Source organism: Microvirgula curvata (assembly GCF_054781615.1).
Window position 1 is genome coordinate 18892 of record NZ_BAAGUB010000010.1, and the last position, 22441, is coordinate 41332.

At 64.9% G+C, this 22441-nt stretch carries 21 protein-coding genes; 7 read left to right on the plus strand and 14 right to left on the minus strand.

What is annotated here, in order from left to right; genetic code table 11:
- Position 1: 1 nt before the first annotated feature.
- From ACYVG8_RS04720 to moeB, 3 genes are all read right to left on the minus strand, one after another.
- Positions 2-274 (minus strand): MoaD/ThiS family protein, encoded by a 273-nt coding sequence (locus ACYVG8_RS04720; RefSeq protein WP_028500618.1) that lies wholly within the window; start codon positions 272-274, stop codon positions 2-4.
- 38 nt (positions 275-312) lie between these two features.
- A complete protein-coding gene (locus ACYVG8_RS04725) occupies positions 313-789 on the minus strand; it encodes a M67 family metallopeptidase (RefSeq protein ID WP_199489776.1) in 477 nt (158 codons plus the stop codon).
- 89 nt (positions 790-878) lie between these two features.
- Positions 879-2042: a molybdopterin-synthase adenylyltransferase MoeB gene (gene moeB, locus ACYVG8_RS04730; protein WP_107890341.1), complete on the minus strand. Its 1164-nt coding sequence runs from the start codon at positions 2040-2042 to the stop codon at positions 879-881.
- 335 nt (positions 2043-2377) lie between these two features.
- Here moeB and ACYVG8_RS04735 point away from each other — a divergent pair, with 335 nt between their 5' ends.
- Positions 2378-3325, plus strand: a complete 948-nt coding sequence (locus ACYVG8_RS04735; RefSeq protein WP_107889592.1) for a helix-turn-helix transcriptional regulator — start codon at positions 2378-2380, stop codon at positions 3323-3325.
- Positions 3326-3564: 239 nt separating this feature from the next.
- Positions 3565-5844, plus strand: coding sequence for a sensor histidine kinase (locus ACYVG8_RS04740; protein ID WP_460745094.1), 2280 nt, complete (start codon positions 3565-3567; stop codon positions 5842-5844).
- A gap of 89 nt (positions 5845-5933) precedes the next feature.
- Here ACYVG8_RS04740 and ACYVG8_RS04745 read toward each other — a convergent pair whose 3' ends face one another.
- The 4 genes from ACYVG8_RS04745 to ACYVG8_RS04760 form a co-directional block, all read right to left on the minus strand.
- The gene (locus tag ACYVG8_RS04745) at positions 5934-6857 is read right to left on the minus strand and encodes a LysR family transcriptional regulator (protein ID WP_036386986.1); all 924 of its coding nucleotides are present in this window, start codon (positions 6855-6857) and stop codon (positions 5934-5936) included.
- Between the two features lie 180 nt (positions 6858-7037).
- Positions 7038-8480: an arginine-ornithine antiporter gene (gene arcD, locus ACYVG8_RS04750; protein WP_028500614.1), complete on the minus strand. Its 1443-nt coding sequence runs from the start codon at positions 8478-8480 to the stop codon at positions 7038-7040.
- Between the two features lie 77 nt (positions 8481-8557).
- Positions 8558-9661 (minus strand): alanine/ornithine racemase family PLP-dependent enzyme, encoded by a 1104-nt coding sequence (locus ACYVG8_RS04755; protein WP_028500613.1) that lies wholly within the window; start codon positions 9659-9661, stop codon positions 8558-8560.
- A 222-nt stretch (positions 9662-9883) separates the two neighbouring features.
- A complete protein-coding gene (locus ACYVG8_RS04760; protein ID WP_460745095.1) occupies positions 9884-10708 on the minus strand; it encodes a ChaN family lipoprotein in 825 nt (274 codons plus the stop codon).
- 235 nt (positions 10709-10943) lie between these two features.
- On the opposite strand from ACYVG8_RS04760, the gene ACYVG8_RS04765 reads away from it, so the two are divergent.
- Entirely contained in the window at positions 10944-12767 is a 1824-nt protein-coding gene (locus ACYVG8_RS04765; protein WP_051529091.1) for an ABCB family ABC transporter ATP-binding protein/permease, read from the plus strand.
- Positions 12768-12773: 6 nt separating this feature from the next.
- Here the strand turns inward: ACYVG8_RS04765 and ACYVG8_RS04770 are convergent, their stop codons facing one another.
- The 7 genes from ACYVG8_RS04770 to ACYVG8_RS04800 form a co-directional block, all read right to left on the minus strand.
- On the minus strand, positions 12774-13937 hold the full coding sequence (locus ACYVG8_RS04770; RefSeq protein WP_112692323.1) for an FAD-dependent monooxygenase: 1164 nt from the start codon (positions 13935-13937) through the stop codon (positions 12774-12776).
- Positions 13938-15242 (minus strand): aminopeptidase P N-terminal domain-containing protein, encoded by a 1305-nt coding sequence (locus tag ACYVG8_RS04775; RefSeq protein ID WP_028500610.1) that lies wholly within the window; start codon positions 15240-15242, stop codon positions 13938-13940.
- A gap of 112 nt (positions 15243-15354) precedes the next feature.
- Positions 15355-15999, minus strand: a complete 645-nt coding sequence (locus tag ACYVG8_RS04780) for a response regulator (protein WP_107889588.1) — start codon at positions 15997-15999, stop codon at positions 15355-15357.
- Positions 15996-16316: an Hpt domain-containing protein gene (locus tag ACYVG8_RS04785; protein WP_158537421.1), complete on the minus strand. Its 321-nt coding sequence runs from the start codon at positions 16314-16316 to the stop codon at positions 15996-15998. The genes ACYVG8_RS04780 and ACYVG8_RS04785 overlap by 4 nt, the downstream gene beginning before the upstream one ends.
- 159 nt (positions 16317-16475) lie before the next feature.
- Positions 16476-16658: a cbb3-type cytochrome oxidase subunit 3 gene (locus ACYVG8_RS04790; RefSeq protein WP_028500607.1), complete on the minus strand. Its 183-nt coding sequence runs from the start codon at positions 16656-16658 to the stop codon at positions 16476-16478.
- A gap of 56 nt (positions 16659-16714) precedes the next feature.
- On the minus strand, positions 16715-18136 hold the full coding sequence (gene ccoN / locus ACYVG8_RS04795) for a cytochrome-c oxidase, cbb3-type subunit I (RefSeq protein ID WP_107889585.1): 1422 nt from the start codon (positions 18134-18136) through the stop codon (positions 16715-16717).
- A gap of 88 nt (positions 18137-18224) precedes the next feature.
- Positions 18225-18740, minus strand: coding sequence for a DUF934 domain-containing protein (locus ACYVG8_RS04800; RefSeq protein WP_112692321.1), 516 nt, complete (start codon positions 18738-18740; stop codon positions 18225-18227).
- Positions 18741-19044: 304 nt separating this feature from the next.
- On the opposite strand from ACYVG8_RS04800, the gene ACYVG8_RS04805 reads away from it, so the two are divergent.
- The 4 genes from ACYVG8_RS04805 to ACYVG8_RS04820 all read left to right on the plus strand — a co-directional run bounded on the left by ACYVG8_RS04805 (position 19045) and on the right by ACYVG8_RS04820 (position 22431).
- Positions 19045-20466: an aminotransferase-like domain-containing protein gene (locus tag ACYVG8_RS04805; RefSeq protein ID WP_460745096.1), complete on the plus strand. Its 1422-nt coding sequence runs from the start codon at positions 19045-19047 to the stop codon at positions 20464-20466.
- Positions 20467-20571: 105 nt separating this feature from the next.
- Entirely contained in the window at positions 20572-21141 is a 570-nt protein-coding gene (locus tag ACYVG8_RS04810) for a carboxymuconolactone decarboxylase family protein (protein ID WP_107889582.1), read from the plus strand.
- Between the two features lie 25 nt (positions 21142-21166).
- Positions 21167-22267 (plus strand): acyl-CoA dehydrogenase family protein, encoded by a 1101-nt coding sequence (locus tag ACYVG8_RS04815; protein ID WP_051529089.1) that lies wholly within the window; start codon positions 21167-21169, stop codon positions 22265-22267.
- Positions 22264-22431: a rubredoxin gene (locus tag ACYVG8_RS04820; protein ID WP_028500602.1), complete on the plus strand. Its 168-nt coding sequence runs from the start codon at positions 22264-22266 to the stop codon at positions 22429-22431. Before ACYVG8_RS04815 ends, ACYVG8_RS04820 begins: the two co-directional genes overlap by 4 nt.
- Positions 22432-22441: the final 10 nt, after the last annotated feature.

Genomic DNA, 22441 nt, shown 5'->3' on the forward strand with positions numbered 1-22441 from the left:
GTCAGCCCCCGGCCACAGCAGGCAGGATGGTCACGTGGTCGCCGGCCTGCAGCGGGGTCGCCAGCCCGGCGGCGAAACGGATATCGTCGTCGTTGACATACAGATTGATGAAACCGTGCACCGCGCCGCCGGCCATCAGCCCCGGCCCGATACCCGGATAGCAGGCATCGAGATTCTCGATCAGTTCACCCACGGTGTATCCGTGAGCGACGATCTGTCCGCGATCGCGGGTCAGCGGGCGCAGCAGCGCGGGAATGCTGACAGTGATGTCCATGTCGTTCTCCTGGAAAGTGAAGGTGGCCGGATCGCCGTTCAGGCAGCGGTGGCCGGTCTGGTATCGCCGGTGTCGAGGCCATGGTTGAACCGGACATCGCGATAGGCGGATACCGCAGCGATCCGCTCCTCGACCACGTGACCGTTGCCGATGCGAAAACTGCGCAGCCCGGGTGGATACCCGGCATCGGTGGACACGATCAGGTAATGCAGGGCCGGATCGGTCGCGTAGTCGATATCGCTGCGGCTCGGGTAGGCATGGCTGCCGGTATGCGAGTGGTAGATCGCCACGGCTTCCTGTCCCAGCTGCGCCATGTCGCGCGCCAGCCGCAACTGCTGGTGCGAATCGAAGCGGAAAAAGCACTCCGACTGCGCGGCGTTGTCCATCGCAATGCATCGGGTCGGCACGCCGGTACCGGCCGGACCGGCCAGCACGCCGCAGCTTTCAAGGGGATGGTCGGCCAGTGCCTGGCGGACAATGGCGTCAGCCAGTCGCTGATGGATGATCAACATCATGTTTCCTCCCTGTTGCCGATGGCCACGGGCCATCCGGTCGCGCGGTCGTCCCGCCCTCAGGGCGGAATCGGATGCGCAGTGCATTCCGTTCAGTAGCAAGGCAGTCCGGGCTCGACGTCCCGGATCCAGGCGATGATGCCGCCGTCGAGGTGTTTCACATTGCGAAAGCCGTGCCCCTGCATGTCGCGCAGCACCTGGCGCGAACGCAGACCATGCTTGCAGTGCAGAACGATGGCGGCGGACTTGTCCAGCGTCTCCAGCACGTCCTGGCGGATCAGCTCGTCTCGCGGGATATGGCGCGCGCCGTCGATGCGGACAATGTCCCACTCGAACCGCTCCCGGATATCGATCAGCACGACCGGCTCGTGGCGGGCCAGCAGTTGCTGCAATTCCTGCGCGCGGAGCGACGGCACCGGCGCATCGCCTTCGCCAGCCGCGCCGCGCCCGGCCGGATACTCGCCCAGGCCGGTCACGACCTCGCGCTGCGGGGCGCGCCTCAGCGGCAGGCAGCGCAGGCTCATGTCCAGAGCGTCATAGATCAGCAGGCGCCCCAGCAGGCTGGTGCCGATGCCGGTAATCAGCTTGATCGCCTCCGTGGCCATCAGGGTGCCGATCGTTCCGCACAGCACCCCGAGCACCCCCCCTTCCGCGCAGGATGGCGTACGGGCCGGCAATGGCGGCGACGGATAGAGGTCGCGGTAGTTCGGTCCGGCACCGCCGGGCGCCTGTTCCCAGAACACCGACACCTGTCCTTCGAAGCGGAAAATGGCCCCCCACACATAGGGCTTGCCGGCCAGCACGCAGCTGTCGTTGACCAGATAGCGGGAGGCGAAGTTGTCGCTGCAGTCCACCACCAGGTCATAGTCGGCGAGCAGGGCCCGCGCGTTGCCGGCATCGAACCGTTCGCGATGCGATCGCACATGAATCCATGGATTGCGTTCCCGTAGCGCCCGGACGGCACTCCCGGTTTTCGGCTGGCCGATATCGGCGACCCCGTGCAGTATCTGGCGCTGCAGATTCGACGCTTCGACCACGTCGAAATCGATCACCCCCAGCGTGCCGACGCCGGCGGCCCCCAGATAGAGCAGGACCGGGGAACCGAGTCCGCCGGCGCCGATCACCAGCACCCGGCTGTGCTTCAGCCGTCGCTGCCCGTCCGGCCCGAACCCCGGCATCAGCAGGTGACGGCTGTAGCTGGTGAGTTCGGCACTGGACAGCGTGGCGTCCGGTGCAACCAGTGGCGGCAGTATCATCGTGCCCGTCTCCAGTTCCGATTGGTCAATGAGAATTATTTTCATCCGCAGCCAGAGGGATGTGAATATCGATTTCAGCGCGACATCTATCGCTTTCGTTCGCGCCGGAATGCGGCAATCCCGTACCGGCGCCGCAATAAGCGCCTATGGTGGTACCTGCCCTTTCCCTTCGCATGCAGCAAGCGAACGCCGCACCGTGTGCCAGCACTTGCGGCGTTATCCAGCAGACACACAGGATAGTACGCACTAAAGATAATGATTATTGATATCGTTTGTGTGCGTATTGAAATATCTCATATGCGAACAGCCCGGACACAGGCGGGCAGGGAGACAACATGTCATACCGGATCATGGCGAACGAAGCGCATGGCAGCGAGCGACAGCAGCAAGGCTGGGTCAGGCTCCGCCTGCCGGAAGAACTGGGCGAGTGCCACACCGACTGCCTCGGCATCGCACCGGATTTCAGCCTGCTGCGCACCCATTACCGGCCGCAGCGGGATCTGGTGGAAGAGAGCCGCAAGCAACTGGAACGCCCGGTGCTGGCCATCACGCTGGGCCTGACCGGCGAGTCACAATTCCGCGGACATTGCGGCACCGAATTGTCGTTCCGCAGCGGTCACACCACGGTCTCGAGTTTTCTCAGCAGCCATGGCGAGCGCCATTACCGCCACGACCACAGTGTCCGGCAGATACGGCTGCTGGTCGGCGAACGCATGCTGCGACACTACCTGCCCGACGATCATGGCTGCCGGAAGCTGCTGGACAGCCGCAGCGGCGTGCGGCAACTCGCGTACCGGCCCACCTCGCCGGCCTGCCTCGCCCACGCCAATGCCCTGCTGTGGCAGGCATCCGAACCGACGCCGGACATTCTGCAGACCCATATCCACGTGCTCAGCCTGCTGGCGGAACAACTGCGCCATCTGGATCTGTCACAGGACAGGCACACCCCGCGTCTCCGCCAGCGCGATGCCGACAAGCTGGACGAAGCCCGGCGCCTGCTGGAAATGCACAACGGCCACTACATGGGCATCAGCGACCTCGCCGCAGCGGTCGGCCTCAGCGAGAGCAAGCTGCGCTCCGGCTTCCGCCACCGCTTCCGGCAAAGTCCGCTGCGACTGCAACTGGAACTGCGGATGCGGAAAGCCTGGGCGCTGCTGGAGACCGGGCGCCAGGTGGCCGAAGTCGCCTACGAGGTCGGCTATGAGCATCCGAGCAATTTCAGCGCTGCTTTCGCGCGTTTCTATGGCAGGGCGCCAAAGTCGGTGTTCGGTCCCAAGCGCTGATGCGGCCCGGTCCGGCCGGAGCGGGTACGCCGCAGGCATGCTGAAACCCGGCTGTTTCATGCTATGATTTTTGCCATTCGGCTGTTTCCTGCTGGAAATGCCTTCATTGCCCTCCCCGGCCCCGGTGACGATCGTCCGTCTGCCATCGCCGCCCCAGCCCCTGTCCTCGCATGCCTACCCTCCGCCCAGGTCCGCCACCGTTGTCCACGACAAGGCCAGCGTCATACACCGGCGGATGGATGCTGCTGCTGTGCCTGCTGTTCTGGCTGCCGTTTGCGCAGGCGGGCGAGCTGCGACTGGGACAGCGCAGCGACTGGCCGCTCAGCCTGACCCCGTATCTGGACGTGCTGAAAGATCCCGATGCGCAGCTGGATCTGGCCGGGGTTCGTTCCCGCGCCAGTGACTTCGTCCCGGCCACGACCGATCTGCTGCGCCCCGGGTTCACCCGCTCGGCCTGGTGGCTGCGGCTGAGCGTGGTCAATGACCGTCCGCTCCCGCAGTCCCTGCGGCTGATGTTCCTGTCGCCGCGCCTCGCCGACGTCACCTTCCATGTCGAGCAGGACGGGCACTGGTCGCAAACCCGGGCCGGCCTCGCCGTGCCCAACAGCGAGCAGCACTGGTCATACGCGCCGGAACGCATGCCCGGCCTCAGCCTGGAACTGGCCGCCCACCAGCGCGCGCAGATCTGGATTCGCGTCAAGAGCCCGACCTCGATCGGCATGGATGCCGTCCTGACCACACCCGGGACACTGCATGCCAGCGGCAGCCTGGAAGCGCTGCTGGACGGGATCAACCTGGGTGGCCTGGTCGTCCTGTGCATCTACTCGCTGTTCCTGTGCCTGTTCTCGCGCGACTGGCTGTTCGGCCTGCAGGGCGTGACCTGCGCCGTCTTCCTGCTGTACGAAGCGTCGTACCGCGGCTATGCGAAACAGTATCTGTGGCCGGAAGTGACCGCGTGGGGATATCAGGCCAATGCCTGCCTCGGTGCGCTGACCGCAACCTTCATCATCGCCTACCTGTACTTCCTGTGCCGGCGGGAGAAAATCTCGCTGCCCTGGGCCAGTGTCTTTATCGGCACTGCCATGCTGTTTGTCGGCATTGCGCTGATGTCGCTGTTCGGCGATTACTATCTGATCGCGAAAATCAGCATCTACACGCCACTGGTCACCAGCATGCTGCTGGTGGCCGTCGGCCTGCTGTTCATCAAGCGCATGCCGGGCACGGCCTGGCTGGTGATTTCCTTTTTCATGGTGTCCGTCGTCGGCATCCTGATCCGCGCGCTGGAGCTCGGCGGCAGTACCCGCCACTGGCTGCCGGACATCAACTACACACCGCTGGTCGCCATCGTGATCATGGCCTTCATGCTGGCGATCCTGGCCGCCTGGGTGAACCGGATGCGCGCCGAGCGTGCCGAAGCCCAGGCGCTGCTGCTGTCATGGCATATCCAGGAAAAGGACCGGCTGCAGAAGGAAGTGGACCGGCAGACCTCGGCGCTGAACCAGGCCCTGGCCGAAGCGCGGACCGCCCATGACGACCAGACCCGCATCCTGGCCTATATCAGCCACGATCTGCGCGCCCCGCTGGTCACCATCGGCGGCTATGCACGCCTGCTGCAGGACGGCTCGCCTCCGGAGCTGGCCGCGCACGCCCGGACCATTGCCCACAGCGCGTCCTACCAACTGGGCCTGATCGACGAACTGCTCGAGTACGCAAAGGGAGAGCTGCATCCGCTCAGCATCGACGCGGCACCGCTTCGCCTGCCGGACCTGATCAACCACATTTCGCAGTACGCGCACATTCTGGCCGCGCAGCAGCACAACACCTTTATCCTCGACTATGCCGACGATATCCCGGACACGCTGATGCTCGACGGCTACCGGCTGCAGCAAGTGCTGCTGAACCTGCTGTCGAACGCGGCCAAGTTCACCCACGACGGCGAAATCCGCTTGCGGGTCGGTATTGAATACGACAACGGCGAACCGCATCTGGGCATCTCGGTCAGCGATACCGGAGTCGGCATCCCGTCGGAGAAGCAGGCCCATATCTTCGAGGCCTTCGCCCAGTTGCAGCGCAACCATGGCGGCGCCGGCCTCGGCCTGTTCATCTCCAGGCGCATCATCCAGTACATGGGCGGCACGCTGGCCCTGCACAGCACCCCGGACCAGGGCAGCCAGTTCCATTTCGCCATCCCGTGCCGTGCCGCCGACAGCAGCGCCCGCACCATGCAGATCGACCTGCCGCCCCCGCCGGCCATGCCGGCGGTCCCCCCCCCGCCCTCGCATGTCCTGCCGCCCGAGCCGCGGCTGCGCGAACTGGCGCAGATGGCCGAAGCCGGCCTGATCACCGATATCGAGGACTGGATCGTGCTGATGACCTGCAGCTGTCCGGAAGCTCGCCCCTTTGTCGAAGCGGTTCGCGCCGCACTGGACGCGCTGGATTTTGCGGCAGTCCAGGCACTGGCCGCAGCCACACCGGCGGCCGGAAACGGGCAAAAAGATGCCCGCACGGGGCGGGCATGAATCCAGAAGAGGCAACGCAAGGCATGGGGAACAGCGTGTTCCTGCTTTGAGTGCGAAGCCACTTTAACACATACATTCCTGCATGTATATTAATTTGCAGCGTCGTCGGCCGCCTGCGGGTGCGAAAAGTGGCTGGCCAGGATCGCCTCGGACAGACGGTCCGCCGCCTGCGAGCGGATACCATAGCGCGGCCGGGTCAGGGCAAAGGCCGGCGAGTACTCGAGCGCCGGCGCCGGCAGTTGCCGCAGGCGCCCCTGGTCGACCCAGACCTTCGCGCAGTGGTTCGGCAGATAGCCGATGAATTCACCGGACAGCAGCAGGAACACCGTGCCTTCCATATGGGCGGACACCGCGCGGGTATTGAAGCCGGCTTCGAGCGGGGTGATGAAGTGCGACTGGCCGCGTCCGGCCACGGCGAACGCCTGCACATCACCCTTGTCCAGCACCTCCTTGCCCAGCGCAAATACCGGATGTTCCGGCGACGCGTACAGGCACTGCCGCTCGACGAACAGCCGGTCGTAGGACAGGCCCGGCATGTCCTTCTCGGACGAGGTGATGCCGAGGTCGAGCCGGCCCTGCAGCAGCAGGGACTCGATATCCATCGAGTCGATGACCGTGACCGAGACATTGACCTGCGGAAAATCATGGCAGAACTGACGCAGGCTCTCGGCCAGCCGGCACTCCGGGTTGGTCGCCAGCGTGTCGATGATGCCGATGCGGACATGGCCGAACAGCACGTGGCGGATCTGCCCGACCCGGTCCTCGTACTGGTCGATCAGTCCGAGCAGGATCCGGGTTTCCTCGTAGATGCGCTCGCCTTCGGCCGTCAGCCTGAACCCGCTGCGGCCACGCTCGCACAGGCGCAGCCCCATCCGGGTTTCAAGGTCGTGCATCTTGTTGCTGATCGCCGACTGGCTCAGCCCGAGGTGCGCCTGCGCGGCAGAGAAACCGCCGCAATCGGCAATGGTCATGAACACCCGCAGCAGGCGGATGTCGAAATTGTCCAGTCGCATGGGATCCGTCCACAGACGTCGTGATGGGCCGGCATTTTACGCTGCCGGCGCACGCTGGACGCATGACCGTGCGCAATATGCAGGCGGCGCACTGCCCACCCGGTCGCGGCCAGCCAGGCCGGAAAACAAAAAACGCCCCGCGCGGGCGGGGCGAAACTGGCCGGAGAGCCAAATAAATCGTTACAGGGTCAGCGCACCGGTTGCAAGCTCGTAAGCGGCGTAGATACCGAGGAGAACCACGACCACGGCGATAACCACTTCAGCCGGCATGAACGGTTTCTGGTTCTGTTCCTTGCGTGCCTTCAGGTAGAACACCACACCGACGGCGTACAGGATCATCGACAGGAACAGGTACTTCGGACCAGCAGCGTACAGCAGCCACATGCCGTAGACCGATGCCACCAGGCTGACCAGCAGATCCTTGGTGCGGGTACCGGATTCAGCCTCGCTGTAGCCGTCCTTGCGAACTGCAATGATCAGTGCATACAGCGCGCACAGCAGATACGGGATCAGGATCATCGAGGTTGCGAGCAGCAACAGGGTCAGGTAACCGGCCGAGTTGAACAGGGTGATGATCAGGAACAGTTGCACCAGACCATTGGTCAGCCACAGTGCATTGACCGGGGCACCATTCTTGTTCACCACGCCGAAGAACTTCGGCATCGTGCCATCCTTGCCTGCCAGGTACGGCACTTCGGCAGCCAGCAGGGTCCAAGCCAGCAGCGCGCCACCCACCGAGATCACCAGGCCGATATTCATCAGCGTGGCACCCCAGTCACCGACAGCGGCCTTCAGCACACCAGCGGTCGACGGGTTTTTCAGTGCGGCGAGTTCCGGCTGGGTCAGGATGCCCATCGACAGCAGGGTCACGGCCACGAACATCACGATGGACAGGGCGAAACCGATCATGGTGGCCTTGCCGACGTCACGCATGTTTTCGGCACGGCTGGAGAACACCGAAGCGCCCTCGATACCGATGAACACCCAGGTCGTCACCAGCATGGTGCTCTTGACCTGATCCATGATGCTGCCCAGTGCGGCGGTACCCCAGAAGTCGAGACGGAAGGTGTCGACCTTGAATGCCACGATCACCAGCACCAGGAACAGGGCCAGCGGAACCAGCTTGGCCACCGTGGTCAGGATGTTGATGAAGGCTGCGCTCTGAATGCCGCGGCAGATCATGAAATGCAGCATCCACAACAGCACGGACGAGCAGACGATGGCCGGCAGGGTATTGCCTTCGCCGAAGAACCCCAGCGCACTGAACGAACCCAGTGCGGAGAAGATCACCACGAAGTAGGACACGTTGCCGATCCACGCCGAGATCCAGTAGCCCCATGCCGAGTTGAAGCCCATATAGGGCCCGAACCCTGCCCGGGCGTAACCGTACACGCCGCCTTCGATTTCAGGCTTGCGGTTGGCCAGGGTCTGGAAGACGAAGGCCAGCGTCAGCATGCCGAAGAAAGTGATTACCCAACCGATGATGATCGCACCGGCACCCGCGCTTGCCGCCATATTCTGGGGCAAAGAGAAAATGCCTGCCGCGATCAGCGCGCTGACAACCAGCGCGGTGAGTGCGCCCAATTTCAGTTTCGGCGCTGCAACTTGAGTACCGTCAGACATGTTGGCTCCCAAAAGTTAACAAATTAATAGATTCTGATTTTTTACCGCAAAATTTTTTCATGGCCCCCGGCCACCGATCAGGCCGCCTCCGCCAGCCGCTCTGCTTTTTTCGCATTACGGTAGGTTTTCCGGACATAGTCGGAAGTCATTGCCTGCAAGACCCCACCGTAGCTCAGTGAAAAATACACCGCATCGCCGACCTGGTAATTCATTTTCGAGTCGGTGACATCCAGAATCAGGTGATCGCTGCTGCCGCCGATAATACGAATGGCCGGATCGGACGGAATCAACTGTTCAAAATCAATATCCTGCTTGCCCAGGGCGCAAATGGCACGCTGGCGATTGCCGAAATCCTCGAACTCAGGCTTGTTGCCGAATGCATCCAGTGCGGTGGAATTGATCGGGACCGACGGTTTTTCCTTCAGCTCGATAATTTCCACGCCCAGTTCGAATGCATCCTGGGTGGTGCCGGGAATCGGGTCGTCATTCAGGCCGATGCCCATCAGCAGCGAAGCGCCAAGGCGAAGCTGGGTCACGCCGGCCGGCATCCCGCCACGCAGCAGCAAGGGCAGACCGGCCGAGCTGGCACCGGACACGGTGTGCAGCCTGACGCCGAGTTCGCGTTCGATGCGCCGACCGATATCGACCAGTGTCTGCTGGTTTTCCGTGGTCGGCTCGACCCCGCCGTAGCAGGCCAGGTTGGCGCCGACGCCTTCCAGTTCGAGGTTCGGCAGATCCAGCACCAGCTTTGCCAGCGCCACGGTGTCTTCAGCCCGGAAGCAGCCTTCACGCAGGTCGCCAAGGTCGTGCATGACGATGACCTTGTGGGTCCGGTTCAGGGCGGCGGCGGCGGCGGACAGGGCCCGCACCGTGCGCGGTTCCGAGTTCAGCGAAATATCGGCATACGTAACCACGTCGACGGCGCGACTGACTTGCGGAATGCGCAGCAGCATTTTCTCGACCGGCATGCCGGCCATGTTTTCCAGATTGCCAATACGGGAATCCCCGACAGTCTTGATGCCACCATCAATAAAGGCTTGCGCCACTTCGCAGGCGCCACGCGCCAGCTTGGTAATGCCAACCGGGGTGATTCCGTGGTCACGGCACAACGAGACCATCGCCTGGGCATTGTTTCTAATCACTGCCAGATCGACAAAAAGACATGGAAAAGTCTGAGACATGATATTCCTCACCAAACCGTTGCGAATAAGGGAAGAGCGGGTACCCGAACTCGTATCCGGATTGAACATCAGGCGATATTCAATCTGGATGCGAGCCTTGTTGTTTCTTTTGGCTTGAGCGTAATTTACTGCGGCCACTCTCCGGCTTAAATACCGAAGGTGACTTACTTTACATTTGCAAAACCAAATGTATCGCCAGAACGGCGCAGAACGGGGGCAGGGTCAGCGCGGGGCGGCGAGCGCCGCGCACGGGTCCGGACGCGAGACGGGGGCAAGGCGCAGCAGGTGATCGAACGCCGCTTCGGGCGGGTCCTGCTCGACAAAACCGATCACCAGCGGCGGGCGGTCGCCGGACAACCAGCGCGGCACGCCGAGGTCGCGCCGCACATGGCCGTTGCCGGCCAGCAGCACCACGCCGCGCCCGGACTGGCCGTCCAGCACATCGGCCATGAACACGTCACGGGCGACCTGGGCATTGACCATGCCGGGCACGGCGCTGTCCGGCAGCAGGCGGCAATGGCCGTCACGCACGGCTTCGCCCTGCCCTGCCGCCAGATCAGCCGGCAGCGCTTGCGTCAGCCGGTGACGGGCGATGCTGGCTGCATCCAGCGCGGCCGGGAAGCCGGCGCGCGCCACCCTGGCGGCATCGGCGCGGGACACGTTCGCCGCCAGCAGCGGCAACTGGTAGCGCTGCGCCAGTGCGACCACCGGGCGGTAGTAGCGCCAGTCCCAGCCGCCGTTGTCGGTCCGCGCAGCAGCGATCACGCAGTCGGCGTCCTGTCCGCAACGCTGCTGCGCCATGGTCAGGGCCGGCTGGCTTTCGCGGTCAAACTGCTCCATGGCGATGGCTGGCCGCCAGCCGGCCTCCACCGCGGCCGTCAGCAGCGCAAGGCGCTCGCGATGGCCATCGGCGTTGTCGTGCACCTCGCCCATCAGCACCACGGCCGTTCCCTGCAACGCTTCAGCCAGTGCAGGGGCTGCCTGCGCGCCGGCAGCAAGGACGGACAGGAAAACGGCGGGCAGCAATCGGCACGGGCGCAGGGACATGGCAAATCCGGAGCGGGACGGGTGAAGCCGCGAGTGTAGCCCGGATTGCGTGCGCGCTCCCTCCCGAACGGCAATGCCGATACACTAGTTGTTCCTTACTTGTTCTTTTCGTTCTTTTTGGGCCAGGTCCACCAGACAACGAAAAGACCGATGGCCAGGGCCAGCCCGGCCTCGAGGAGAAGGATCCACATCCGGCACGCTCCTTGCGACTCACCAGGAATCAGCTTAGACCACCATGCGCATCAGTCACTCGGGCCCGGCCCCGGAAAACCGCAACGATCTCAAGACCCTGGGCACGCTGCTGCCCTATCTGCTCGAATTCAAGGGCCGCGTCATTGTGGCCATGGCCTGTCTGGTCATTGCCAAGCTGGCAAACGTCAGCGTGCCGCTGCTGCTGAAGGATGTGGTCGACACGCTCGGCCCGCAACATGCCGTGCTGACGCTGCCGCTCGGCCTGGTGGTTGCCTATGGTCTGGCCCGGCTGGCGACCGGCGTGTTTGGCGAACTGCGCGACGCGGTATTCGCCAAGGTGACGCAGCGGGCGATCCGCCGCATCGCGCTGCAGGTGTTCGCGCATCTGCAGCGGCTGTCGCTGCGCTTCCACCTCGAGCGCCAGACCGGCGGCATGAGCCGCGATATCGAACGCGGCACCCGGGGGATCGGCTTCCTGCTGAATTTCATGCTGTTCAACATCCTGCCGACTCTGCTGGAAATCGCGCTGGTCGCCTTCATCCTGCTCGGCAGGTATCACTGGAGCTTTGCCGCCGTCACTTTCGGTACCATCGCCATCTACATTCTGTTCACGCTTGCGGTGACCGAGTGGCGCATGGTCTATCGCCGCAGCATGAACGACCTCGACAGCCAGGCGAACAGCAAGGCGATCGACGCGCTGCTGAACTTCGAGACGGTCAAGTATTTCGGCAACGAGAAATACGAGGTCGCCCGCTATGACCGCAATCTCGCCTCGTGGGAAGAAAGCGCAATCAAGAACCAGACCTCGCTGAACCTGCTGAACGCCGGCCAGGGCGCGATCATCGCCATCGGCGTCGCGCTGCTGATGGGCATGGCGGCCAATGGCGTGGTCACCGGGCAGATGAGCATCGGCGATCTGGTGCTGGTCAACGCCTATCTGATCCAGCTTTATGCACCACTGAATTTTCTCGGTTTCGTCTACCGCGAGATCAAGCACTCGCTGGCCGACATGGAGAAGATGTTCACGCTGATGGAAGTCGGTGAAGAAATCGCCGACAAGCCTGACGCGCAGACACTGTCGACCCGCTCCGCCGCCATCCGCTTCGACCAGGTCGATTTCCACTACGACCCGAAGCGGCAGATCCTGCACGATGTCAGCTTCGACATTCCGGCCGGTCATACCGTCGCGGTGGTCGGCAGCTCCGGCGCCGGCAAATCGACGCTGTCGCGGCTGCTGTTCCGCTTCTATGACGTCACCGGCGGCGCGATCCGCATCAACGGCCGCGATATCCGCGACTACACCCAGGCCAGCCTGCGCGCGCAGATCGGCATCGTGCCGCAGGACACAGTGCTGTTCAACGACACCATTTACTACAACATCGCCTACGGTCGGCCCGAGGCCAGCGAAGCCGAGGTGATCGAGGCCGCGCGTGCAGCGCGCATCCACGAGTTTGTCAGCCAGTTGCCGGACGGCTACCGCACCCAGGTCGGCGAACGCGGGCTCAAGCTGTCCGGCGGCGAGAAACAGCGCGTCGCCATTGCCCGCACCCTGCTGAAAAATCCGCCGATCCTGGTATTCGATGAAGCGACCAGCGCGCTGGACTCGGAAACGGAAAAGGCCATCCAGGCCGAACTGGCCGCCATTGCCGCCAACCGCACCACGCTGATCATTGCCCACCGGCTGTCGACCATCATCGATGCCGACCAGATCGTGGTCATGGAGCAGGGCCGCATCGTCGAGCGCGGCGCCTTCCGCGAACTGGTCGAACGCGACGGGCGTTTTGCCGAGATGTGGCGCCTGCAACTGCAGGAAGAGGAAGCCGCTGCGGCCGGCCAGCCCGCCAGTCAGGCGGTCGGACCGGCCTGATTCCGCCTAGCCGCCGATGCCGAACACCAGCGATGACGCGAACCGCTTGCGGAAGGTCGGCACCGCATCCAGCACTGCCATCACTGCGCCCCGCGCGCCCCGGCTGACCGGGTCCTGGTGATCGAACAGCGTCACCAGGCTGTGGGTGAAGCCGGTGACGGCCAGGCTGTCGACGCGACGGCGGCGCGCATACTCGGCCAGCCGCGTCGCGTCGCCGGCGTCGCCGGGACGGGCGATCAGCCCGGACAGCAGCGCGGCATCGCGCAGGCCGAGGTTCAGGCCCTGGGCCGCAATCGGGTGCATGGTCTGCGCCGCATTGCCGGCCAGTGCCACGCGGCGGCTGACGATACGGTTGGCGACCTTCAGCCGCAGCGGCACCGCCAGTCGCGGTGCGGTCGGCGTCAGCCGCCCGAGCCGCTCGCCGAATGCCGCGCCGAACTCGGCACCGAATGCCTCGTCATCCAGCGCGATCAGCCGCTCGGCATCGTCGTGACTGCGGGTCCACACTGCCATCAGCTCGTCACCGACCGGCAGCAGTGCCATCGGTCCCCGGGCGGAAAAGCGCTCGAACGCCACATTGCCATGCGGGGTTTCCGGCCGCAGCCGCGCCAGCACCGCGCACTGCCGGTAGTCGTGCTCGCGTCGCACCACATCCGGCAACTGGTCAATCAGCCCCCCGCCATCGGCCAGCACCACCAGCCGTGCCGTCAGCCAGTGCGGTGCGGCGCCATCCGGCGCGATGCCGAGCTCGGCAAAGCTGCTGCCGCTGCGCAGCGTGGTCGCCCGCGACGAGAACGCGACCGGCACGCCGGCGGCCAGCAGCGCCTCGCGCGCAGCCGCATACAGATCCGAATATGCGACCGAATGGCCAAGGTGTGCCAGGCCGAGGTCATCGCGGTCGAGTACGGTGCGGCCGAAAGCCGCCGCCTGACTGACATGGACCCGGTCGATCGGCGTCGACGGCATGCCGTCGTGCCAGATGCCGGAAGCGGCCAGCGCCTGCTGGCTGGCATGCGACAGCGCCAGCACGCGCGGATCGCGCACATCGGCATCCCGCGCCCGTGCCTCGACCAGCAGTACCGAGCGACCGGCCGCCTTCGCCGCCAGCGCGACACTCGCGCCGACCGCGCCGCCGCCGACCACGGCGACATCAACATGCAGTGGCAGCATTCAGTCGCGCTCCGCCAGCAGGGCCTCGACCGCCTCGACCGACTTCGGCACGTCGCCCGACAGGACCTCGTGTCCGCTCGCGGTCAGCAGCACGTCATCCTCGATGCGGATGCCGATGTTCCAGAACGCCTCCGGCACATTGTCGGCCGGCCGCACATACAGGCCGGGCTCGACCGTGGTCACCATGCCCGGGTGGTATTCGCGCCATTCGCCATCGATCTTGTAATCGCCGACGTCATGGACGTCGATGCCGAGCCAGTGGCCGATGCGGTGCATGTAGAACTGGCGATAGGCTTCGGACTCGATATTGCCGTCGACACTGCCCTGCAGCAGGCCGAGGTCGATCAGGCCGCGCACCTGGACCGCCAGCGCCGCATCGGCCGGCACGTTCCAGCGCACGCCGGGCGCCAGCGCGTCGATGGCGGCCTGGTTGGCCGCCAGCACCACCTGATACAGGTCGCGCTGTGGACCGCTGAAGGTGCCGTTGACCGGGAAAGTGCGCGAAATGTCGCCGGCGTAACCCTGGTATTCGCAACCGGCATCGATCAGCAGCAGGTCGCCGTCGCGCAGCACACTGCCGTTGCCGACATAGTGCAGCGTGGTGGCGTTGGCACCGCCGGCGACGATGCTCTCGAACGACGGATAGCGCGCGCCACCGGCGATGAAGGTGCGCAGGATTTCCGCCTCGACCTGGTATTCATGCCGTCCCGGACGCGCGGCGCGCATCGCGGCAACGTGACCGGCAGCGGACAGGCGTGCGGCCTCGCGCATCAGAGCGATTTCATGCTCATCCTTGACCAGCCGCATTTCGTGCACGAGCGCATGCACGTCCTTCAGCACCGTGGGTGCCGTCACACCGGTGCGAAAGCGGGCGCGCACCGTGTTCAGTGCCGCATTGATGCGGGTATCGAACGCCGCATCGCGGCCAAAGCCGTAATGCAGCGTATCCCGGTTCGCCAGCAGGTCGGGCAGCCGGGCATCGAACTCGTCGATCGGCCAGGCCTCGTCGAAGCCGAACGCCTCGCGCGCGCCTTCGGGGCCATGACGGAAGCCGTCCCAGATTTCCCGTTCCAGATTCTTTTCGCGACAGAACAGCACCGAACGGCCATTGCTCGCATCCAGCACCAGCACCGCCTCCGGTTCGGCAAAGCCGGTCAGGTAGTAGAAGCTGCTGTCGAAGCGGTACGGATAATGGGCATCGCCATTGCGGTGCTGTTCAGGCGCGGTCGGCAGGATGGCGATGCCATCGCCGAGCGACCGGATCAACCGCTCGCGGCGGCCGAGATGGGGAGTGACGTCGGTCATGTGAATTTCCGTCTTTGGGCACCGCCGTCGCGGTGTCGGAACTGCGACGGCGGCCGGCGACGGCCGCGCATCGCGACAAGGCTGTCATTGTAGCCACTGCGGTGCGCTGCTGTCAGAGCAGCCCGTTCAGCCGGGCATACTCGTAGAGCTCACGGTCGTTCGACACGCCGAGCTTGCGCGAGCCCTGGCGCTTCTGGGTGCTGACGGTCTTGACGCTGCGATTCAGCAGTCTGGCGATATCCGACACCGAGTTGCCGGTGACAAACAGGCGGACGACCTCCAGCTCGCGCGTCGTCAGCCGCTGCCGCTGCAGCGGATTGCCATCCTTGTCGGGCAGTTTGTCGGCGCGGCACAGGATGTCGGCCGCCTCGCGGTCGATATAGGTGCCGCCATTCATCACCGCATGGAGGGCCGGGATGATCTCCAGTGCGGCGGTACTCTTCAGCAACAGCCCCTGCACGCCGACATCGACGATCGTGCGCAGCACGGCCGCATTGGTCAGCATGGTCAGCACGATCAGCCGGACCGCCGGAAAATGGCGCTGCACATAGGTCACCAGGCCGATGCCATCACCCTGCCTGCTGCCCGGCATGTAGAAATCGGTAATCAGGATGTCCGGCGTCTTGCTTTCCAGCAGCCGGATCAGCCCGGACGCGCTGTCGGCCTCGCCGCTGATGCGAAGCTCTTTCACGGATTGCAGTGCGTTCCTGATGCCGATCATCACGATCGGGTGGTCATCCGCAAGCACGATGTTCATTCACGACCCTCCCAGGTGGAAAACAGGCAGCACTCCAGCGCGTCGGCCAGCGCCGCCATCCGTGCCGGATGACGCCTTTCCTCCGCCAGACGCTCGATGGCCGTGCACAGGCGGACCCCCGGAGCAGATTCGACAATGGCCAGTACGCCTTTCATCCGGTGCGCGTGATGGAGAATGGCCAGCCTGCTGCCAAGCCGGATCGCCGTCTGCAGGCTCCGCATGTCGTCGCGCATGGTCTGCTCGAACACCTGGAGAAACAGAACGGGAATGGCCGCTCGTGACAGTGGCAGGACCGGAGAGAAGAGGAGGTCTTTCATGCCCGGCATCGATCCCCCCGTCCACCCGCCCCGGGCAGGTAGACAGGGAAAGCTGTTCAGAATGAACAAATCGTGTTCAGGATCGCTGACATGGCAGTGCTTTTGAATAGGATTTTTCTGATTTCCCAGCTTTTTAGCCGGATCCGGGGCAGTGTCCGCTCAGCCATCCAGCGACGAACGCCGGCTGATGCGGCGGTCGTTGTCGGCGAACGGCAGGGCGGCGGCCTCGTCGAATTCCTCGCCGGCGCCGCGGCGGAAACAGGCCCAGGCAATGGCGTACAGGAAGCCGCCGAGTGCGGCGACGGTATACAGGGAGAGGATCAGCGCGTCGGTTTCTGACATGTCGGCTCCAGTCGGTGACCCGCCCCGGCCACGCCGGGGCGGAAAAGGGTTTCCGTTCAGGCGTGGGCGGCGAGAACCGGGATGCGGGCGTTGACGGCGCGGCCGATCATCACGGTGCGGCACACGTTGTACGCCATGATCACCATGCCGCTCAGGTACAGCAGCCCGCCCACCAGCCGCACGAAGTGGTACGGATAGGTGGCCTTGACCACTTCGGCGAACGCATAGGTCAGCGTGCCGTCCGGGTTCAGCGCACGCCACATCAGGCCCTGGGTCACGCCGGAGATCCACAGCGCGGCGATGTACAGCACGACGCCCAGCGTCGCCAGCCAGAAGTGCGCCTCGATCAGGCGGATCGAGAACATCTGCTCCCGGTTGAACAGCCGCGGGATCATGTAGTACAGCGAACCGATGGTGATGAAGCCGACCCAGCCCAGTGCACCGGAGTGAACGTGACCGATGGTCCAGTCGGTATAGTGCGACAGCGCGTTGACGGTCTTGATCGACATCATCGGCCCCTCGAAGGTCGACATGCCGTAGAACGACAGCGACACGATGAGGAACTTCAGGATCGGGTCAGTGCGCAGTTTGTGCCAGGCACCCGACAGGGTCATGATGCCGTTGATCATGCCGCCCCAGCTCGGAGCCAGCAGAATCAGCGAGAACACCATGCCGAGCGACTGGGTCCAGTCAGGCAGCGCGGTGTAGTGCAGGTGGTGGGGACCGACCCACATGTAGGTGAAAATCAGTGCCCAGAAGTGGACCACCGACAGCCGGTACGAATAGATCGGGCGACCGGCCTGCTTCGGGACGAAGTAGTACATCATGCCGAGGAAGCCGGCGGTCAGGAAGAAGCCGACCGCGTTGTGGCCGTACCACCACTGCACCATCGCGTCGACGGCGCCGGAGTAGATCGAATACGACTTCCACAGCGTGACCGGAACAAACGCGCTGTTGACGATGTGCAGCAGCGCAATCGCCAGAATGAACGCCCCGTAGAACCAGTTGGCAACATAGATGTGCTTGACCTTGCGCTTGGCGATGGTGCCGAAGAACACGACCGCATAGGCGACCCAGACGATGGCCAGCAGCACCTTGATCGGCCACTCCATCTCGGCGTACTCCTTGTTGAAGGACATGCCGAGCGGATAGGTGATCACGCACAGGACGATCACCGCCTGGTAACCCCAGAAGGTGAACGCGGCCAGACCATCGGAGAACAGCCGGGTGTTGCAGGTGCGCTGCACCACGTAGTAGCTGGTCGCGATCAGCCCACAGCCACCGAAGGCGAAAATCACGCCACTGGTATGCAGCGCGCGCAGGCGGCCAAAGTGGAAATACGGACCGACGTTCAGGTCGGGCCAGACCAGTTGCGCGGCGATGGTCACGCCGACCAGCATGCCGACGACCCCCCATAGCACGGTCATCAGGGCGAACTGGCGTACGACCTTGTAGTTATATGTCGACTGCGACTCCATAGCGCTTTCTCCAGGACTGAAACAACGGCGCCCCCGTCCCGCGCCGGCACGGCGTGAAACACGGACGAAAAACAGACAGGGCGGACGCTCAGGTCCGCCGGGGCCCCGGCCCGCAAACCGGCGGGCAGCCTTCCAGCGCGGCCAGCGCCTGCAACGGGTCGTGACCCGGTCTGATGGTGAAACTGTCGAAACCGGCCTGTGACAACGCGTGCACGGTTTCGACCCGGACATCGCCGACGGCCCGCAACTCCCCCCGCCAGCCATGCCGGTCGCGCAGGGCCCGCGCCAGCGCATGGCCGCGCCGGTCGGCATGACCGGAGAAATCGATGGCGATAAAGGCGATATCGTCGGGCGGGAAAATCAGCCGGCCGTCTTCCAGCAGGGTGGCCGGATCGGTACCCGCATCCAGCCAGACGGCCGGCGGATGCCGACGACCGCTCAGCCGTGCACGGCAGGCCTTCCACAACGGCAATGGCAGCACCCAGCCCGGCTGGTCGACAAACACCGATCCGCCAGGTGGAAAGGCATCCACCGCGGCAAAGCCAAGCCAGTTGTCATTCTCGATCCGCCCGCTGCGGATCACCCGGCTGCGGGATTCATTCATGGCCGGCCTCCGCCTGTGCGGCTGGCCGGCTCCGGTCGACTGTCATGTGCATGGCTGCCACGGCCCCTTTCCGTCCCTCCCGCCATCGCCGGTTTCCGGGCTGGAAACGCGATGCGGTTTTTATGCCGGGAGGTTATGCCGTAGACCGTGTCGGCGGTATGGGCAGATGACAGTAAAAACACCGGAGCAGTTGCCGGTCTGTTACCCCTCTGATCCGGTGTTTTGCCCCGTTTGTGTGTCTGTTTCCCGCCGCGGGCGCTGCCTAGAATCCGGGATCCCTTCTTCCGCCCGGACCCCGCTCCCGATGACACGCTATGAAATGCTGGCCGACGATATCGCCCGCTCGATCGACACCGGCGTACTGCGTCCCGGCGACCGCCTGCCCTCGGTCCGCCAGGCCAGCGCCAGCCGCGAGATCAGCCCGTCGACGGTATTCCAGGCCTATTACCTGCTCGAAGCACGCGGCCTGATCCGCGCCCGCGACCGCTCCGGCTACTACGTGACCGGCACCGCGCCGCGCCTGCCGCCGGAGCCGGAAAACCTGCCGCAGCCGACCGCCACCGCAGCCGCGCTGGAGATCAGCGAGCGGGTGTTCGACGTACTCGAATCGACGCTGCGCCGCGATCTGGTGCCGCTCGGCTCGGCGTTTCCCAGCCCCTTGCTGTTTCCGCTGCCGCGGCTGGCCCAGGTCATGGCGTCCTCGGTGCAGAAGCTCGACCCGTGGAGCTCGGTCGACGACCTGAGCCCGGGCAACGCCCGCCTGCGCCGGCAGATTGCGCTGCGCTACCTGATCGATGGCCTGCACGTCCACACCGACGACATTGTCATCACCAACGGGGCACTGGAAGCGCTGAACCTGTGCCTGATGGCGGTCACCCGCCCCGGCGATGCGGTAGTGGTCGAATCACCGACTTTCTATACCGCGCTGCAGTCGCTGGAACGCATCGGCCTGCACGCGATCGAGGTGCAGACCCACCCGCGTGAAGGCATCGACCTCGCCGCACTGGAAAGCGCACTGACCCGGCACCGGCCGAAAGCCTGCTGGCTGATGACCAATTTCCAGAATCCGCTTGGCAGCCTGATGCCGGACCACAAGAAGCGCGATCTGGTCGAGCTGCTGGCCCGCCACGATGTACCGCTGATCGAGGACGATGTGTACGGCGAGCTGTATTTCGGCAGCAAGCGCCCGACACCGGCCAAGGCCTTCGACCGCCACGGGCTGGTCATGCACTGCTCGTCGTTCTCCAAATGTCTGGCACCCGGCTACCGGATCGGCTGGGCCGCGCCCGGCCGCTTTGCCCGCACCGTCGCCCGCCACAAGCTGACCACCACGCTGACTACCTCGGCACCGGCCCAGGCCGCGCTGGCCGCCTACCTGGAGAAAGGCGGCTACGACCGCCACCTGCGTCACCTGCGCCAGGCGCTGTCCTCGCAGCAGCGCGACGTCATGCAGGCCGTCGCCCGCCACTTTCCGCCCGGCACCTGCGCTACCCGACCCGACGGCGGCTACTTTCTGTGGATCGAGCTGCCCGACGGCATCGATGCGCTGGACCTGCACCAGCGCGCGCTGTCACACGGCATCAGCATCGCACCGGGGCGGATCTTTACCAGCCATCCGCGCTTCGCCAACTGCTTCCGGCTCAATTACGGCCATCCCTGGGACGCCGACATCGAACAGGCGATCGCCACGCTCGGCAAGCTGGCCACCGTCGGCAACCGGGCCTGAGCCGACCCTAAGCACAGAAAAGAATAAACAGAAACTTTTTTGATGTTTTTAATGCATATGGCAAAACTTACCATCGCTCCCTCAACCCTGAATCAGGAATGCCCCATGAGCCGCTTTCCCATCCACAGCCCCGATTCTGCCCCCGAAGCCGCGCGTGACGCGCTGAACAGCGTCCGCCAGGCATCCGGCTTTATCCCGAACCTGATCGGCGTGCTCGCCAATGCCCCGACCGCACTGGAAACCTACCGCACCGTTTCCGCCATCAACGCCCGCTCCAGCCTGAATGCCGCCGAACGTGAAGTGGTCCAGCTGACCGCCGCCACCACCCACGGCTGCGCATTCTGCGTCGCCGGCCACAGCGCCATGGTCGAGAAACAGGCACTGCTGCCGCCGGCCGTGCTCGCCGCGCTGCGTGAACGCCATGCACTCGACGACCCGCGCCTGAACGCGCTGGCCCGCTTCACCCTCGCCGTTATCGCCGGCCGCGGCCAGGTCGATGACGACGCGTATGCCACCTTCCTCGCCGCCGGTTTCACCCCGGCCAATGCGCTGGATGCCGTGCTGGGTGTCAGCCTGGCCACGCTGTGCAACTTCGCCAACAACCTGGCACAAACACCGCTGAATCCCGAACTGGCGACCTGGCGCTGGGACGCGCCGGCCGCGGCGCACGCGTAAGCGGGCCGGCCCGGAGGAAACCGCCATGAACGATATTTCCACAACGCCCGCACTGCATGACCGGGTCGCCGGACTGGCGCAGCAGACACTGGCGCCACGGGTCATCGACATCGACCGCGATGGTCTGTACCCGGAAGCCTTCCTGCGCGAACTCGGCGCCCTCGGCGGCTTTTCGGCCGCGCTGGCCGCGGAGGACGGCGGCAGCGGGCTGGCCAGCCAGATCGGCGTCATCGACACCGTCGGCCGGGTCTGCGGTTCAACCGCCTTTCTGGTCTGGTGCCAGACCACCTGTATCTGGTATCTGCGCCATGCACCGAATGCCGCCGTGCGCGAACGCCATCTCGGACCGCTGCTGCGCGGTGAACGGCTTGGCGGCACCGGCCTGTCCAATGCGATGAAGCACCTGGCCGGCATCGAGGACATCCGTTTGCGTGCCCGCCGCGATGGTAGCGGCTACCGCATCGACGGCAGCCTGCCATGGGTATCCAACATCGGCTCCGGTCACGTATTCGCCGCTGCCGCCGCCGTCGACGACGGCGGCTACGTGATGTTCCTGCTCCAGTGCGACCAGGCCGGCGTCTCGCTGCACGCCTGCCCGGAATTCGCCGGTCTGGAAGGGACGCGCACGCTGAATGTCCGCCTGCATGACGTCGCCATCGACGCCGATGCCGTCATCGCCGCTCCGGCGGAGTTCGCCGGCTATATCCGCCGCATCAAGCCCGGTTTCGTGCTCGGCCAGCTTGGCATCGGCTTCGGCATTGTCGACGCCTGCCTGCGCATCCTGCGCGAGTCGGCGGTCTCCCACGGCCACGTCAACGCCTTCCTCGATCAGCAGGAAGCGCCGCTGGCGGCAGAACTGGCCGCCGCGCGCGCGCAGGCCGCCGCCCTGGCCGACGCCGCCGATCAGGGCACGGTACGGCCGCTGGACGTGCTGAAGTTGCGCGCCGCCGCGGCAGAACTGGCGCTGCGCGCCGCCAACGCCGCCGTGCTGCATGCCGGCGCCAAAGGCTACCTGATCCGCCACCCGGCCCAGCGCCGGCTGCGCGAAGCGGTGTTCGTCGCCATCGTCACCCCGGCGCTGAAACAGTTGCGCAAGGAAATCCATGCGCTGGAGCACGCCGCATGAGCGTGCAGTGGATGTGCGGTCCTTGCGGCTTCATTTACGACGAAGCACTGGGCCTGCCCGACCACGGCATCGCCCCCGGCACCCCGTTCGCCGACATTCCCGACGACTGGGTCTGCCCCGACTGCGGTCTGGGCAAGCCCGATTTCTTCCTCATTCCGGATTAAGGAGCCCGCA